Origin of the sequence: Allobrachymonas wangyanguii (assembly GCF_045055315.1) — a bacterium.
Classification (GTDB): Bacteria; Pseudomonadota; Gammaproteobacteria; order Burkholderiales; family Burkholderiaceae_C; genus Brachymonas; species Brachymonas wangyanguii.
In genome coordinates this window covers 33,928-48,476 of record NZ_CP173677.1, presented here as the reverse complement: position 1 = coordinate 48,476, position 14,549 = coordinate 33,928, and the positions used below count along the sequence as shown (strand labels likewise).

The window sequence follows — 14,549 nt, the reverse complement described above, 5'->3', positions numbered from 1 at the left end:
CAATGTATCATCATTTGGCCTTGCCTATCTTTCTCTTACTTCAGCCAGCCCCGCTTGCGGAAATACAGCATCGGAACCACGGCGCTCAATACCATCAGCGCAATCGCCCACAGGTAGCCCAACTTCCAGTCCAGCTCCGGCATAAAACGAAAGTTCATGCCGTACATGCTGGCCACCAGTGTCGGCGGCAGCATGGCGACGCTGGCCACCGAGAACAGCTTGATGATCTTGTTCTGGTTGATGTTGATGAAACCGACGGTGGCATCCATCAGGAAGTTGATCTTGTCAAACAAAAAGGTCGAGTGGCTGTCCAGCGAGTCGATGTCACGCATGATCTGGCGCGCTTCCTCGAACTGTTCGGCATCCAGCATGCGCGTGCGCATGATGAAGCTGATGGCGCGGCGCGTGTCAGTCGCGTTGCGGCGGATGCGGCCGTTCATGTCCTCCTGGCGCGCGATGATGTTCAGCACCTCGCTGGCCACATCGTCGGTCACGTCGCCTTTCAGCACCTGGTCGCTGGCCTTTTCCAGCTCCATGTGGGTTTCTTCCAGCGTGTCGGCGCTGTACTCGACGTCGGCATCGAACAGCTTGAGCAGCAGCTCCTTGGCGTCGGTGATCAGGCCGGTCATGCGGCGCGCGCGCAGCCGGATCAGGCGGAATACCGGCACCGTCTCGTCGTGGATCGAGAACAGGATGTTGTGGCTGCGCAGCTCCGGGTTGCTCTGGTTCAGAATGAAGGCCACGCGCACCGTGCCGGGATCGTCGTAGTCGGCCACCAGAAAGTCGGAGCGGATATGCAGCTCGCCGTTGTCTTCCTCGTAGAAGCGCGCCGATTCCTCGATGTCCTCGTCCATCGCGTCGTCGGGAATCGACAGGCCGTAGTGCTGCTTGATCCAGCGCTTTTCTTCGGGGGTCGGGTCTTCAAGATCCACCCAGATCGGCTTGAAACGGGTGAGTTCTTCCAGGGATTCGATTTCTTCCTGGAACAGGCGGCCATTGGCCAGCGTGAAAATATTCAGCATGACGGGGTCATCCGGTGTGGCATGCGGCAGTGGCATGCCAGGGGCGGGGAAAGGGACAGATCAAGCGCTTCCGGCGCTTGACAGCCGTTTACCGGACCGTCAGGCGCGGAAGCCAGCAACTAGGGCTAGGTTCCATATATGCGGGGACGCCAGGGGCTCCATGACAAGATAATCCCGGATTATCGCACTGCAGCATAACGGGGGCAAGCAGATACGGCCCCGTGCTTCATGCGCGTGGGTCCGTGTTGGCATCGTGCAGCATCCAGGCCTGCAAGGGATCGCCGTTGCCGGCATCGGCCAGGCGCTGCAGCAGCTCCTCGGGCTGCAGGCTGAACTTGGTCAGCAGCTTCTGTTCGTCGGTACTGGCCGCGCGGCCGGCCAGCCGCGCAAACGCCTGTGGCAGGCCCTGCTCACCCTGCTGCAGGGCGTAGTCCCAGCGATTGCACTGGCCGTAGGTCTTGCGGTTGCCGGCACCCATGCCGGACGGGAACATATTGGCATTGAGTTGCGCCAGATGGTCCAGGATCGCCTCGCGCCGCTCACCGGCCAGCTTCATGCGGGCAATTTCCATGAACACATCGCGCACCTGCACACCAAAGTCGTCCGGGTTCTCGATGCGCAAGGGAAAATACAACTCGGAGCGGCCACCTTGCTTGACCAGGCAGAGCTCGTACTGGTTCAGCCAGGCGTGCGCTTCACCGAGTTCGCGCGAGCGGGCATAGGCTTCGGCACTGGCAAACTGACTGATCGGCTGCCATTGCTCCAGGTGGAACAGGGCGTGGCCGAGCTCGTGCGCGAGGGTCGAATAGCGCGAATGGATGCGCTGCGCCGGGTCCCCGGGCACGTAGAACAGAATGCGCTCCGGGTGGCCGTTGGCGGCAGAAAAATCGGCCGCCACATGTGCGAGCTGGCCGCCGCGCGCCTGGAATTGCAGCAGCTGCTGCCACATCTCCGGGGTCTGGCGTACCGCCTGCAGCTCATCTGCCGGAAAGCCGGCCTGCTCCAGCGCCTGCAACAGGGCGTGCTCGACGGCATCGTCAGATGCGGCAGCCGGCGGCCTGGCCCGCGACCACCAGGGCAGCATGGCTGAAGTCCTCAGCCGAGTCGCGCGACGTCGGGCGTGTCCACCCGCACATCGGCGCACTGGGCGCGCTGGCGCAGCGCGTGCTCCATCAGCACCAGCGCCAGCAAGGCTTCGGCAATCGGCGTGGCGCGGATGCCGACGCAGGGATCGTGCCGGCCCTTGGTCTGCACCACCACCGGCTCGCCCTGCAGGTTGATCGAATCACGCGGCGTCATGATGGAGCTGGTCGGCTTGATGGCGATGCTGACCTCGATGTCCTGGCCGCTGCTGATGCCGCCCAAGATGCCGCCGGCATGGTTGCTGGCAAAGCCGTTCGGGGTCGGCGAGTCGCCGTGGTAGCTGCCGCGCTGGGCCACGCTGGCAAAGCCGTCGCCAATCTCCACCCCCTTGACGGCGTTCAGGCCCATCATGGCGTGGGCGATATCGGCATCGAGACGGTCGTAGATCGGTTCGCCCAAGCCTACCGGTACGCCGCTGGCGCTCACGCGCAGGCGCGCACCGCAGCTGTCGCCGGCCTTGCGCAGGCTGTCCATATAGCTTTCCAGTGCACTGACATCGGCGCAGGGCGCGAAGAAGGGGTTATTCGGCACATGCTCCCAGCTCTCGAACGGGATCGCGATCTCGCCGATCTGCGTCATGCAGCCGCGGAAAGTGGTGCCGTACTGCTCGAACAGCCACTTGCGTGCCACTGCACCGGCGGCCACCGTGGGCGCTGTCAGGCGTGCCGAGGAGCGGCCGCCGCCGCGCGGATCGCGGATGCCGAACTTGTGCCAGTAGCCGTAATCGGCATGACCCGGGCGGAAAGTCTGCAGGATGTCGCCGTAGTCCTTGCTGCGCTGGTCGGTGTTGCGGATCAGCAGACAGATCGGGGTGCCGGTGGTCTTGCCTTCATAGATGCCGGACAGGATCTCGACCTGATCGGCTTCGTTGCGCTGGGTGACGTGCCGGCTGGTGCCGGGGCGACGCCGGTCCAGCTCGGGCTGGATGTCGTCGACCGACAGCGCCATGCCGGGCGGGCAGCCGTCGATCACGCAGCCAATGGCCGGGCCGTGGGATTCACCAAAGTTGGTGACTGCAAACAGGGTTCCAAGGGTATTGCCGCTCATGGGGCCGATTATCGTGGATAAGCTGCTACTGTGACGCCACCTGCCACAGACAACCGGAATTTCCCATGCTTGAAGCCTCGCTTTCCTACCTGCACATCCTGATGATCCTGTCGATGACGGTGTTCCTCAGCTCCGAGGCTGCGCTCTGCCGCCAGGAGTGGATGAACGCGAAAGTGGTGCATCGGCTGGCGCGGCTGGACCTGATCTATGGCTCGCTGGCGCTGCTGACGCTGCTGTCCGGCCTGGCACGGCTGTTCTGGGGCGCCAAGGGGCTGGATTTCTACCTGTCGAATCCGGTGTTCCATCTGAAGATGACGCTGTTCGTGCTGATGCTGCTGCTGTCGATCCGCCCCACGCTGACCTTTCTGCGCTGGCGCCGCCAGCTTCTGGCCGATGGCAGCCTGCCGGCCGTCGGCGAGATCAACAGCACGCGCCGCCGCATCATGGTCACGGCGCACCTGATGCTGGTGCTGCCGCTGCTGGCCGCCCTGATGGCGCGCGGCTTCTGGGGCTGAACCCGCTGCTGCGGGTTTGCCCTTGATGTGGAAACGGAACGTTCGTTCGCTCTTGTATTTTTCCTGTCACGCACGCATAGTAGGGGTACGGACATGTTCGCGTAAGCGCGGTCATCTGCGACGGCAGACCCGCCCCACAGCCGGAAGCCAGGCTTCCGGCAGCATCGCCCACCGGGCCACGAAGGAGGAGTCATGAACCTGACCATCACTGGACGTCATCTTGAAGTCACCCCTGCCATGCGCGAATACGTCACCACCAAGCTGCAGCGCATCACGCGCCACTTTGATCAGCTGGTAGACACCAAGGTCACCCTGTCCATCGAAAACGACAAGGACAAGGATCGCCGCCAGCACGCCGAGTGCAGCATCCGCGTCAAGGGCAATGACATCCATGCCGAAAGCAGCCAGCACGATATGTATGCCGCCATTGATGACCTGATGGACAAGCTGGATCGCCAGATCGTCCGTCACAAGGACAAGTTGCAGACGCACCAGCTCACCGAGGCGCAAAAGCGTACCGTGATGGAGCAGGCGCAGCAATAAGGTTGCCCGACAGCGCCGCAGCAATACTCCAGTAATGCTGCGGCGCAACATCATGTAAATATGTCACATCTGATGTTTGTCATATAGAATCGGTTCATAGAGCCAGTGCAGGGTTAACACTTAGTGGGTGCCTGCGCCGTGCGCATGATGTTGCAAAGTATGAGCCAATGAACAGACTCGCCTCCATTCTGCCGGCCACCCAGGTCGTTGTTAATGTGGATGTCACCAGCAAGAAGCGTGCTTTCGAGGAAGTAGGCCTGTTGTTCGAAGACCTGCACGGATTGAGCCGCGCTGTCATTACCGACAGCCTGTTCGCCCGCGAACGACTGGGTTCCACCAGTCTGGGTCATGGCGTTGCCATCCCCCATGGCCGTATCAAGGGTCTCAAGGCACCGATGGCCGCCTTGTTCCAGCTGGCGCATCCGATCGGCTTTGACGCGCCGGACGATACGCCGGTCGGCCTGCTGATCTTCCTGCTGGTGCCCGAAGCCGCCACGCAGAAGCATCTGGAAATCCTCTCCGAAATCGCCGAAATGCTGAGCAACGCCGATCTGCGCGAAAAACTCATGACCACCCACGATGCCGCCCAGCTGCACCAGCTGGTGGCCGACTGGCAATCGGTCCAGCCCTTGTAATTAGCGGCGCTTATTTTTTCGCGCGCTTGCGGCTACCATGAAGGCATTGTCATTCCTTCATGGCAGGAGCCGCATCCATGAAACACACCGCGATCAGCGCCGACGTCCTGTTTGAATCCTTCCGCACCACGCTGCAATGGCAGTGGCTCGCTGGTCTGGGTGCTTCCGAGCGCCGTTTTGCCGAAGTGGCCGTGCGCGAAGCCAGTTCCGGCGCCGATCTGGTCGGCTACCTCAACTACATCCATCCCTACCGCGTGCAGATCCTGGGCCAGCGCGAAGTCGCCTACCTGACGCAATGCTCGCCGGAAGACCAGCTGCGTCGCACGGCGCGCATCCTGACGCTGGAACCGCCGGTGGTGATCCTGGCCGATGCGCAAGCGGCGCCGGAACCGCTGCTGCAGCTGTGCGAGCGCGCGCAGATTCCGATGTTCTCCACCGACGAGCGCGCCGCCTACGTGATCGACCTGCTGCGTACCTACCTGTCCAAGCACTTCGCCAGCCGCGAGACCATGCATGGCGTGTTCATGGACATCCTGGGGTTGGGCGTGCTGATCACCGGCGAATCCGGACTGGGAAAGAGCGAACTCGGCCTGGAGCTGATCTCGCGCGGCAACGGCCTGGTGGCTGATGACGCGGTGGACCTGTACCGTATCAACCAGACCACGATCGAAGGCCGCTGTCCCGAGCTGCTGCAGAATCTGATGGAGGTGCGCGGCATCGGCCTGCTGGATATCCGTGCCATCTTCGGCGAGATTGCCGTGCGCCGCCGCATGCGCCTGCGCATGATCGTGCACCTGGTGCGCAAGGAGACGCTGGAGCGCGACTACGAGCGCCTGCCGACCGAGCCGCTGATGCAGAACGTGCTCGGCGTGCCGATCCCCAAGGTGGTGGTGCAGGTGGTGGTGGGCCGCAACATCGCGGTGCTGGTCGAGGCCGCGGTGCGCAACATGATCCTGCAGCTGCGCGGCATCAACGTCTACGAGGAATTTGCCGCGCGCCAGCGTGCCGCCATGGCCAAGGGCTTTTCCGAAGACTGACGCGGCTAGCCGGCAGCGCGGCGCTGGAATAGCCCGCCGGGCAGGCGCGCCACCAGGCCGTCCAGTTCCAGGGCCAGCAGTTCGGCCTGCAGTGTCGCCGTGTCCATGCCGGTGCGCGCCAGCAGCGCATCCAGGCTGACCGGATCGTGGCCGAGTGCATCCAGCACCGGGTGGGGCTGGTCGGCCGGCGTGACCGAGACCGAGCTGGCCGCCCAGCCGGTGGCATGCGTCGGTCCGGGCAGCAGCGGACGCAGCTCTTCCAGCACGTCTTCCGCGGATTCCACCAGCTTGGCGCCTTGCCGGATCAGTGCATGGCAGCCGCGCGACTGCGGCGAGTGGATCGATCCGGGAATCGCAAACACCTCGCGCCCCTGTTCGCTGGCCAGCCGTGCCGTGATCAGCGAACCCGATTGCGGTGCAGCTTCCACGATCAGCACGCCGTGGCACAGCCCGGAGAGGATACGGTTGCGGCGCGGAAAATGGTGCGCCTGCGGTGGCGCGCCGAGCGCAAACTCGCTCAGCAGCACGCCGGACTGGCAGATACGGTGCGCCAGTTCGCGATGCTGCGCCGGGTAGACCCGATCCAGTCCGGTGCCGACCACGGCAATGGTGGCGGCACCGGCTTCCTGTAGCGCATCAAAACCGTCGAGCGCGCCTTCGTGCGCGGCGGCATCGATGCCGAGCGCCAGCCCCGACACCACGGTCCAGCCGTGGCGCGCAAAGCTGCGTGCAAACATGCGGGCATTGTCGGCGCCCTGGCTGGTCGGGTTGCGGCTGCCGGCCATGGCGATGCAGCGGCTGGGTGCCAGGCGGTCGCGCTGGCCCATGGCATAGAGCAGCACCGGCGGATCAGCCGTCTGCAGCAGCTGTGGCGGGTAGTCCGGGCTGCCGAGCGGGATCAGCCAGCGCGCAATGCCATCGGCCTGCGCTTGCAGCCATTGGCGGGTGCGCTCGATCAGCGCCAGCGTGTCTTCGGACGGATGCAGCAGCGCCTCGGCCTGGCGGCTGCTGATGACCTGTTCCAGTGCATGGCGCGATTGCGCCACGACCTGCTGCGGCAGGCCGAAGCTGGCCAGCAGCCGGCGTGCCGTGTCCGGGCCAATGCCGTGTGCCTGCAGCAGCTGCAGCCAGGCGACCAGTTCCTCATCGCTCATGCGGAATCATCCAATTTAAATACAAAGTATTGATTATCGTGCGATTCCGGCGGATTTTGCCGCCATGTGCCTGACAACAGCGTGGCCAAGCGTGCGGCCTGCTGCAGGAAATGGCAAAACACGGGAAAATACCGGTATTCGGCCACTGCAGGTGGCCTGCTGTCTTTCGAGTGATTCCATGGCCCTGCTTCCCATTCTTGTCTATCCCGATCCCAAGCTGCACACCGTGGCCAAGCCCGTGGCGCAGGTGGACGAGCGCATCCGCACGCTGCTGGATGACATGTTCGAGACCATGTACGAAGCCAATGGCATCGGCCTGGCGGCTACCCAGGTCGATGTGCATGAGCGCGTGGTGGTGATCGACGTGTCCGAATCGCGCGACCAGCGCCTGGTGGTGATCAACCCGGAAATCGTCTGGGCCAGCGAAGAGCGCGTACGCGGTGACGAGGGCTGCCTGTCGGTGCCCGGCATCTACGATGGCGTGGAGCGTGCCGCGCAAGTGCATGTGCGCGCACTGGACGAGCAGGGCAACAGCCGCGTGATCGAGGCCGATGGCCTGCTGGCGGTCTGCCTGCAGCACGAAATGGATCACCTGGCCGGCAAGGTGTTTGTCGAATACCTGTCGCCGCTCAAGCGTGGCCGCATCAAGACCAAGCTGGTCAAGGCGCAGCGTGAAGCCGAGCGCGAGCAGAAATCCCGCCAGTCGGCATAAGCACGGGCAGGATCTTCCATGAAAGTGGTGTTTGCCGGTACGCCGGAGTTTGCCCAGGTGGCGCTGCAGCGCCTGCTGCAGGCCGGTTTCGAAGTGCCGCTGGTGCTGACGCAGCCGGATCGTCCGGCCGGGCGCGGCATGAAGCTGCAGGCCTCGCCGGTCAAGCAGACGGCGCTGGCGCATGGCATTCCGGTGCAGCAGCCGCACGGTCTGAAGCTCGATGGCAAGTATGCCGATGAGGCGGCGCAGGCACGCGAGGCCTTGCTGCAGGTGCAGCCCGACGTGATGGTGGTGGCGGCCTACGGCCTGATCCTGCCGCAATGGGTGCTGGACCTGCCGCGCCTCGGCTGCCTGAACATCCATGCCAGCCTGCTGCCGCGCTGGCGCGGTGCTGCGCCCATCCATCGCGCCATCGAATCCGGCGATGCCGAGACCGGCGTCACCATCATGCAGATGGACATCGGCCTGGATACCGGCGACATGCTGCTGACCGAGCGCCTGCCGATCACGGCTGCCGCTACCACCGCCAGTCTGCACGACCAGCTGGCCGATCTGGGCGGCCGCCTGATCGTGGAGGCGCTGGAGCTGGCTGCCTGCGGTGGCCTGCCACCGGCCACGCCGCAGCCCGCAGACGGCATCACTTACGCACACAAGATCGAGAAGGCCGAAGCCCGCATTAACTGGCAAGACTCGGCGGACCAGATTGCGCGCCGCGTGCGCGCCTTCACGCCGTTTCCGATTGCGCACACCACGGCACCGAATGCCGAAGGCCAGCACGAGCTGGTCAAGGTGCATGCGGCACAGCTGCTGGAGCAGGACAGCCAGGCCACGCCGGGCCAGGTGCTGGCCAGTGGTGCCGATGGCATCGATGTCGCCTGTGGCGATGGCCGCGTGCTGCGGCTGACCATGCTGCAGCGCGCTGGCGGCAAGCGCCTGCCGGTGGCCGACTGGCTGCGCGGCTTTGCCCTGCCGGCAGGAACCGTGCTGGGCCAGCAGGCCGACTGAACTCCCTGTACTTCCATGAGCACTGCCGTTTCCACCTCCGGGCTGGCGCCGCGCGACCGCGCGCTGGAGCCGCCTGTCCTGTCGCCGGCGATGATCCGCCAGCCGGCCTTCCGCGAGGGCTGGCGCAACTACTACCAGATCGCGCTCGGCATTGCCTCCTGGGGCCTGATGACGGGTGTCGCCATGAGCAATTCCGGCCTCAGCCTGTTCGAGGCCATGCTGATGACAGTGCTGGTGTTTGCCGGTACTGCCCAGCTGGCGGCGCTGCCGCTGATCGTGGCCGGTGCGCCGGTCTGGGTGATCCTGGTGGCGGCGTTCTGCGTCAACCTGCGTTTTGTCGTGTTCAGCGCGCACTTGCGCAACTACGTGATGCACCTGCCGTTCCGGGAGCGCATGATGTTTGGCTACCTGTCGGGTGACGTCAACTACGTGCTGTTCACCCAGCGCCATCCGCATCCGGCCACGCACGATCCGCAGCTGCGAGGCGAGCAGGTCGCCTGGTATGTTGGCAATACGGCGGCCAACTACGTCAACTGGTGTGTCGCCTGCCTGACTGGCGTGCTGCTGGCCAGTACCTTGCCGACATCCTGGGGGCTGGGTTTTGCCGGCACGCTGGCGGTGCTGGGCGTGATGTGCGCGATGCTGGACAGCCGCATGCGCATTCTCACGGCGATCCTGGCCGGTGGCGTGGCGGTAATGGCCTATGCGCTGCCACTCAAGCTGAACCTGGTGGTGGCGATCCTGCTCTCGGTTGGCATCTGCCTGCTGCTGGAATACACCGTGCTGCGCCGCCATGTGGAAGAGCAGGAAGCGCGCCAGCGCCGCCAGGGGCGCCCATGAGCATTATCAGCGTACCGGGCCAGACCGACTGGCTCACCATCCTCATCATCATCGGCCTGACGCTGGTGACGATTGTCTCGCGCAGCTTCTTCTTCATCTCGCGGCGCAATCTGCCGATGCCGACCTGGTTCCAGCGCAGCCTCAAGTACGCGCCGGTGGCGGCACTGGCGGCCCTGGTGATCCCGGAAATTGCCGTCACGCAAGGCGAACTGGCCAGCTGGAACGATGCCCGCCTGTATGGCGCACTGGCTGGTGCGCTCTGGTACTTCCGCCGGCGCAGCGTCATGGGCACGATCCTGGTCGGCATGGCGGTGTACCTGCCGCTGCATCTGGGGCTGGGCTGGTAGCACACGTGCTGGCGTAAACTAGTCCTTTTGGGGCGCCTTGCCCCGCGGACTAGCCTGCGAGACTGCCCATGACCTCTTCCTCCCGCATCCCTTTTGCCCTGTCCCTGTGCGCGCTTGGCGCGATGCTGTCACTGGCGGCCTGCTCGAAGCAGGAGGCAGCTCCGGCAGCCGGTGCGGCTTCCGCTGCCGCTTCGGCCACCGCCTCCGCAGCCGCCGATGCGGTCGAGGTGCTGATCGGCACCGTCAGCCCGCTGTCCGGTGGCATTGCCCACGTCGGCAAGGACGTGGAAAACGGCGTGCGCATGGCGATTGACGACATCAACGCCAGCCAGCCGGTGATTGGCGGCAAGCCGGTGCACTTCAAGCTGGTGGCCGAGGACGATGCCGGCGACCCGCGCCAGGCCACCACCGTGGCGCAGAAGATGTGTGACGCCAAGGTGGCCGGCGTGGTCGGCCACCTGCAATCCGGCACCACGATTCCGGCTGCGGACGTCTACAACAAGTGCGGCATCCCGCACGTGACGCCGGCAGCGACCAACCCGGACGTGACCAAGGCCGGCTACAACACCACCTTCCGCGTGATTGCCAACGACAACCAGCTGGCCGAAGCGGTAGCGGCCAGCGCCGCCCAGCAGGGCGTGAAGACGGTGGCCATCGTCGATGACCGCACGGCGTTTGGCCAGGGCCTGGCCGATACCTTCGAGGAGGCCGCGAAGCAGAACGGCATGGAAGTCGTGGTGCGCGAATTCACCAATGACCGGGCGACCGACTTCATGCCGATCCTGACCTCGATCAAGGCACGCAACCCGGATGCCATCATGTTTGGCGGCCTGGATGCGCAAGGCGGCCCGATGCTGCGCCAGATGCAGCAGCTCGGCATGAGCCAGGTCAAGCTGCTCGGTGGCGATCCGCTGTGTACCGAGCGCATGCCCGAGCTGTCCGGCAACGTCGCTACCGTGCAGAACGTGATCTGTGCCACCGGCGGCATTTCGGTGCAACGCATGCAGGGCGGCCAGGACTGGCTGCAGCGCTACAACAAGGCCTACAGCGGCCAGTTCCAGATCTACAGCCCGTACTCCTACGATGCCACCCAGGTGCTGGTGGCGGCCATGAAGCAGGCCGATTCCACTGATCCCAAGGTCTATCTGCCGAAGCTGGCGGCGCTGCAGTACCAGGGCCTGACCGGCGAGATCAGCTTCACGCCGCGTGGCGAGCTGCAGAAGCCGGCCGTGACCTTGTACCGTTTCCAGGACGGCAAGCGCGTCGAGCAGTAAGCCTCAGGGTTCGGACAGGATCGGATCGGGCAGCTTGACCACCAGCACCGGCACCGGGGCATCGTCAATCAGCTCGCGCGAGACCGATCCGCCCAGCATGTTGCGCAACATGCCCTGGGCGCGCGTGCCGGTGATGATCAGGTCGCAGCCGTGCAGGTGCACCAGCTCGATGATGGATTGCGCCGGATTGCCGCTGCTGATCACTTCGGTGACGTAGCTGACACCGGCCTGTTCGATCAGGCGTACCGAGTCGGCCAGCGCGTCGGTGCCGGCACCATAGGCCACGTTGGCCAGCATTTCCTCGTTGCCCTGCGCCGTCAGGCGTTCGTAGGTGCTGGGCGATTCCTGCACGTTGGCCAGCACCACGCTGGCGCGCAGGCCGTTGCGCACCAGTTGCAGCGCGTACTGCACCTCGTGGTGGGACACTTGGCTGCCGTCGATGGCGATCAGGATCTTCATGCGGGTACTCCTTGTTCTCGTGGTCGTGCTGCTTCCAGTGTACAGGCGCGTACGCAGCGGCAGCAGGAGCTGCCAGCTTTTCTATAATGGCCGCAGTCACAGGATTTTCATCATTCTTACAGGGACACTCCATGCAATTCATCCGTTTTTCCGATCTGTGCGCCAACGGCCAGGCCAAGGGCAAGCGCGTCTTCATCCGTGCCGACCTGAACGTGCCGCAGGACGGCGAAGGCAACATCACCGAAGACACCCGCATCCGTGCCTCGCTGCCCTGCATCCGCATGGCGCTGGAAGCCGGTGCCGCCGTCATGGTCACTTCCCACCTGGGCCGCCCGACCGAGGGCGAATTCAAGCCGGAAGACTCGCTGTCGCCGGTGGCGGCGCGCCTGGGCGAGCTGCTGGGCCGCGACGTGCCGCTGGTCAGCAACTGGCTGGACGGCGTCGAGGTGCAGCCGGGTGAGCTGGTGCTGCTGGAAAACTGCCGCCTGAACGTGGGCGAAAAGAAGAACAAGCCGGAACTGGCCGAAAAGCTGGGCCAGCTGTGCGACATCTTCGTGCACGACGCCTTTGGCACCGCGCACCGCGCCGAAGGCACGACCTACGGCATTGCGCAGTACGCGCCGATCGCCAGTGCCGGTCCGCTGCTGGCGGCCGAGATGGACGCCATCGGCACTGCCCTGGCCAACCCCAAGCGCCCGCTGATCGCCATCGTGGCCGGCAGCAAGGTCTCCACCAAGCTGACCATCCTGCAAAGCCTGGCCGACAAGGTCGATGGCCTGATCGTTGGTGGCGGCATTGCCAACACCTTCATGCTGGCCGAAGGCCTGCACATCGGCAAGTCGCTGGCCGAGGGCGACCTGGTGGACGAGGCGAAGAAGGTGATCGCCAAGATGAAGGAGCGTGGCGCCGAAGTGCCGATCCCGGTCGATGTGGTGACTGCCAAGGCCTTTGCCGCCGATGCTGCTGCCGAAATCAAGGATGCCAAGGACGTCGCCGAAGACGACATGATCCTGGACATCGGCCCCAAGACGGCGCAGCTGCTGGCCGACAAGCTCAAGGCCGCCGGTACCATCGTCTGGAACGGCCCGGTCGGCGTGTTCGAGTTCGACCAGTTTGCCCACGGCACCGAAACCATCGCGCGCGCGATTGCCGCTTCCGATGCCTTCAGCATCGCCGGTGGCGGCGACACGCTGGCGGCGATCGCCAAGTACGGCATTGACAAGGACGTGAGCTATATCTCCACCGGTGGTGGCGCTTTCCTGGAAGTGCTGGAAGGCAAGACGCTGCCGGCATTCGAGATCCTGGGCAAGCGCGCCGCGGCGTAAGGATCCGGCTTGCAGGCTCCGCCTGGGGCCTGCCACAAGGCCCGTCAACCGGGCTTTCTGGCTTTTGCTAAAAAAGCACGGTGGTGCGATTGCGACGTTAACTGTTGCAGAAAAGCTGCAGAATCGGGGCCTGCAGCCCCTGTGGACGAATCACAAGGGGTTTGTGCTGCACTGCGGTAAGGCCAAGACTGGCCTCATATTCTCATCATTCATACAATGAGAGGTTCATGGGCGCGCGCCCGTGAGGGTAGCAGCCACATCAGTGCGTGGCTGCAGGCCCTTCTTCCAGTGCAGACGCTTGCCGACTGCCGCCCGCACTGAGATGTGAGAGATATGACCGAGACTTCCCAGCAAGCGACCGTGGATACGGCGCAGCCGATCACTCCCGACCAGCCGATGCCCCATCGCAAGGTCATCCGTTCCTGGACCGCTCCCTTTGCCCAACGCGACAACTGGCACGCCTTTGTGCTGCTGGTCATCGATTTTGCCCTGTTCTTTGCGCTGATCGCCGGCGCCGTGCTGTTTGAAGCCTGGTGGCTGCAGCTGCTGTGCGGTCTGGCTGCCGGCTTTGTCATCGGCCGCCTGTTCATCATTGGCCACGACGCCTGCCACATGAGTCTGACGCCGAACCGCCAGCTCAACAAGTGGCTGGGCCGCATCGCCTTCATGCCTTCGCTTACCGCCTACAGCCTGTGGGACGTGGGCCACAACGTGATCCACCACGGCTACACCTGCCTGAAGGGCGTGGACTTCGTCTGGGAGCCGCTGACCAAGGAAGAGTACGACGCGCTGTCGCCGACCAAGCGCCTGCTGCAGCGTATCTACCGCAGCGGCTGGGGTGCCGGCATCTACTACATGATCGAGATCTGGTGGCACCGCGAGTTCTTCCCGAACAAGAAGTACATGCCGACGCGCCGTTCCGTCTTCATCTGGGACAACATCCTGGTGCTGGTCTTCTGGCTGGTCTGGGCCGTGGCGATCACGCTGCTGGCGCTGGCCTTCGAACAGCCGGTGTGGCAGGCCTTCCTGTTCGGCATGGCTGCTCCGCTGATGTTCTGGTTCTACATGATCGGCTTCGTCGTCTATGTGCACCACACGCACGAGAAGGTGAGCTGGCAGAACGACAAGTCGGCCTGGGGCAAGGCAGCGCCGTTCGTTTCCACCACCGTGCACCTGACTTTCCCGTTCAAGATTGGCGCCGCCATGCACCACATCATGGAGCACACTGCACACCATGTGGACATGACGATTCCGCTGTACCAGCTGAAGAACGCCCAGCACCGCCTGGAAGAGCTGCTGCCCGGCCGCATCGTGGTGCAGCCCTTTTCCTGGAAGTGGTACTTCGAGACCGCCGGCAAGTGCAAGCTGTACGACTTCCAGCAGCAGTGCTGGACCGACTTTGACGGCGTCGCCACCAGCGTGCCGCGTACCGACATGACGGTGGTGCCGGCCTGATCGCCAGCCTGCCTTGATGTACAACCCGCCTGCAGT

The 14,549-nt window shown here is 64.3% G+C and carries 16 protein-coding genes; 11 read left to right on the top strand and 5 right to left on the bottom strand.

Annotation, left to right across the window (positions count from 1 at the left end):
• Nucleotides 1-35 precede the first annotated feature (35 nt).
• The 3 genes from corA to aroC form a co-directional block, all read right to left on the bottom strand.
• Nucleotides 36-1,022 (bottom strand): magnesium/cobalt transporter CorA, encoded by a 987-nt coding sequence (gene corA / locus ACI3EV_RS00245; protein WP_329769774.1) that lies wholly within the window; start codon nt 1,020-1,022, stop codon nt 36-38.
• Nucleotides 1,023-1,248: 226 nt separating this feature from the next.
• Nucleotides 1,249-2,106, bottom strand: coding sequence for a hypothetical protein (locus ACI3EV_RS00240; RefSeq protein WP_337691757.1), 858 nt, complete (start codon nt 2,104-2,106; stop codon nt 1,249-1,251).
• A gap of 11 nt (nt 2,107-2,117) precedes the next feature.
• Nucleotides 2,118-3,212 (bottom strand): chorismate synthase, encoded by a 1,095-nt coding sequence (gene aroC, locus ACI3EV_RS00235; RefSeq protein ID WP_337691759.1) that lies wholly within the window; start codon nt 3,210-3,212, stop codon nt 2,118-2,120.
• A 65-nt stretch (nt 3,213-3,277) separates the two neighbouring features.
• Here aroC and ACI3EV_RS00230 point away from each other — a divergent pair, with 65 nt between their 5' ends.
• From ACI3EV_RS00230 to hprK, 4 genes are all read left to right on the top strand, one after another.
• Nucleotides 3,278-3,727, top strand: a complete 450-nt coding sequence (locus ACI3EV_RS00230) for a DUF2214 family protein (RefSeq protein WP_337691761.1) — start codon at nt 3,278-3,280, stop codon at nt 3,725-3,727.
• Nucleotides 3,728-3,919: 192 nt separating this feature from the next.
• Nucleotides 3,920-4,270 carry a ribosome hibernation-promoting factor, HPF/YfiA family gene (hpf, locus tag ACI3EV_RS00225; protein WP_329769770.1) on the top strand — a complete coding sequence of 117 codons (351 nt, stop codon included), beginning with the start codon at nt 3,920-3,922 and terminating at the stop codon, nt 4,268-4,270.
• 167 nt (nt 4,271-4,437) lie between these two features.
• Entirely contained in the window at nt 4,438-4,905 is a 468-nt protein-coding gene (locus ACI3EV_RS00220; RefSeq protein ID WP_329769769.1) for a PTS sugar transporter subunit IIA, read from the top strand.
• 77 nt (nt 4,906-4,982) lie between these two features.
• Nucleotides 4,983-5,942: an HPr(Ser) kinase/phosphatase gene (gene hprK / locus ACI3EV_RS00215; protein WP_329769768.1), complete on the top strand. Its 960-nt coding sequence runs from the start codon at nt 4,983-4,985 to the stop codon at nt 5,940-5,942.
• A gap of 5 nt (nt 5,943-5,947) precedes the next feature.
• Here the strand turns inward: hprK and dprA are convergent, their stop codons facing one another.
• Entirely contained in the window at nt 5,948-7,096 is a 1,149-nt protein-coding gene (gene dprA / locus ACI3EV_RS00210) for a DNA-processing protein DprA (protein WP_337691765.1), read from the bottom strand.
• A 178-nt stretch (nt 7,097-7,274) separates the two neighbouring features.
• Between dprA and def the strand changes: the two genes are divergently transcribed.
• The 5 genes from def to ACI3EV_RS00185 all read left to right on the top strand — a co-directional run bounded on the left by def (nt 7,275) and on the right by ACI3EV_RS00185 (nt 11,274).
• On the top strand, nt 7,275-7,808 hold the full coding sequence (gene def, locus ACI3EV_RS00205; RefSeq protein ID WP_329769766.1) for a peptide deformylase: 534 nt from the start codon (nt 7,275-7,277) through the stop codon (nt 7,806-7,808).
• A gap of 18 nt (nt 7,809-7,826) precedes the next feature.
• Nucleotides 7,827-8,813, top strand: a complete 987-nt coding sequence (fmt, locus tag ACI3EV_RS00200) for a methionyl-tRNA formyltransferase (protein WP_337691767.1) — start codon at nt 7,827-7,829, stop codon at nt 8,811-8,813.
• Between the two features lie 90 nt (nt 8,814-8,903).
• The gene (locus ACI3EV_RS00195; RefSeq protein ID WP_329769825.1) at nt 8,904-9,653 is read left to right on the top strand and encodes an AzlC family ABC transporter permease; all 750 of its coding nucleotides are present in this window, start codon (nt 8,904-8,906) and stop codon (nt 9,651-9,653) included.
• Complete coding sequence (locus ACI3EV_RS00190; protein ID WP_329769764.1) at nt 9,650-10,000, top strand: AzlD domain-containing protein; 351 nt, start codon at nt 9,650-9,652, stop codon at nt 9,998-10,000. The genes ACI3EV_RS00195 and ACI3EV_RS00190 overlap by 4 nt, the downstream gene beginning before the upstream one ends.
• A gap of 68 nt (nt 10,001-10,068) precedes the next feature.
• The gene (locus tag ACI3EV_RS00185; RefSeq protein ID WP_405197998.1) at nt 10,069-11,274 is read left to right on the top strand and encodes a branched-chain amino acid ABC transporter substrate-binding protein; all 1,206 of its coding nucleotides are present in this window, start codon (nt 10,069-10,071) and stop codon (nt 11,272-11,274) included.
• Nucleotides 11,275-11,277: 3 nt separating this feature from the next.
• On the opposite strand, the gene ACI3EV_RS00180 is transcribed toward ACI3EV_RS00185, so the two are convergent.
• Nucleotides 11,278-11,733, bottom strand: coding sequence for a universal stress protein (locus tag ACI3EV_RS00180; RefSeq protein ID WP_329769762.1), 456 nt, complete (start codon nt 11,731-11,733; stop codon nt 11,278-11,280).
• A gap of 131 nt (nt 11,734-11,864) precedes the next feature.
• Between ACI3EV_RS00180 and ACI3EV_RS00175 the strand changes: the two genes are divergently transcribed.
• On the top strand, nt 11,865-13,058 hold the full coding sequence (locus ACI3EV_RS00175) for a phosphoglycerate kinase (protein WP_337691770.1): 1,194 nt from the start codon (nt 11,865-11,867) through the stop codon (nt 13,056-13,058).
• Between the two features lie 333 nt (nt 13,059-13,391).
• Entirely contained in the window at nt 13,392-14,513 is a 1,122-nt protein-coding gene (locus tag ACI3EV_RS00170; protein ID WP_337691771.1) for a fatty acid desaturase, read from the top strand.
• The last annotated feature ends 36 nt before the right edge of the window (nt 14,514-14,549 follow it).

What these genes read in the sequence shown, in the direction of transcription:
- ACI3EV_RS00220 (WP_329769769.1), top strand. Translation starts at nt 4,438, where the DNA reads ATGAACAGACTCGCCTCCATTCTGCCGGCCACCCAGGTCGTTGTTAAT.
- hpf (WP_329769770.1), top strand. Translation starts at nt 3,920, where the DNA reads ATGAACCTGACCATCACTGGACGTCATCTTGAAGTCACCCCTGCCATG.
- ACI3EV_RS00185 (WP_405197998.1), top strand. Translation starts at nt 10,069, where the DNA reads ATGACCTCTTCCTCCCGCATCCCTTTTGCCCTGTCCCTGTGCGCGCTT.
- ACI3EV_RS00195 (WP_329769825.1), top strand. Translation starts at nt 8,904, where the DNA reads ATGATCCGCCAGCCGGCCTTCCGCGAGGGCTGGCGCAACTACTACCAG.
- aroC (WP_337691759.1), bottom strand. Translation starts at nt 3,212, where the DNA reads ATGAGCGGCAATACCCTTGGAACCCTGTTTGCAGTCACCAACTTTGGT.
- fmt (WP_337691767.1), top strand. Translation starts at nt 7,827, where the DNA reads ATGAAAGTGGTGTTTGCCGGTACGCCGGAGTTTGCCCAGGTGGCGCTG.
- ACI3EV_RS00190 (WP_329769764.1), top strand. Translation starts at nt 9,650, where the DNA reads ATGAGCATTATCAGCGTACCGGGCCAGACCGACTGGCTCACCATCCTC.
- ACI3EV_RS00240 (WP_337691757.1), bottom strand. Translation starts at nt 2,106, where the DNA reads ATGCTGCCCTGGTGGTCGCGGGCCAGGCCGCCGGCTGCCGCATCTGAC.
- dprA (WP_337691765.1), bottom strand. Translation starts at nt 7,096, where the DNA reads ATGAGCGATGAGGAACTGGTCGCCTGGCTGCAGCTGCTGCAGGCACAC.
- ACI3EV_RS00180 (WP_329769762.1), bottom strand. Translation starts at nt 11,733, where the DNA reads ATGAAGATCCTGATCGCCATCGACGGCAGCCAAGTGTCCCACCACGAG.
- hprK (WP_329769768.1), top strand. Translation starts at nt 4,983, where the DNA reads ATGAAACACACCGCGATCAGCGCCGACGTCCTGTTTGAATCCTTCCGC.
- def (WP_329769766.1), top strand. Translation starts at nt 7,275, where the DNA reads ATGGCCCTGCTTCCCATTCTTGTCTATCCCGATCCCAAGCTGCACACC.
- corA (WP_329769774.1), bottom strand. Translation starts at nt 1,022, where the DNA reads ATGCTGAATATTTTCACGCTGGCCAATGGCCGCCTGTTCCAGGAAGAA.
- ACI3EV_RS00230 (WP_337691761.1), top strand. Translation starts at nt 3,278, where the DNA reads ATGCTTGAAGCCTCGCTTTCCTACCTGCACATCCTGATGATCCTGTCG.
- ACI3EV_RS00175 (WP_337691770.1), top strand. Translation starts at nt 11,865, where the DNA reads ATGCAATTCATCCGTTTTTCCGATCTGTGCGCCAACGGCCAGGCCAAG.
- ACI3EV_RS00170 (WP_337691771.1), top strand. Translation starts at nt 13,392, where the DNA reads ATGACCGAGACTTCCCAGCAAGCGACCGTGGATACGGCGCAGCCGATC.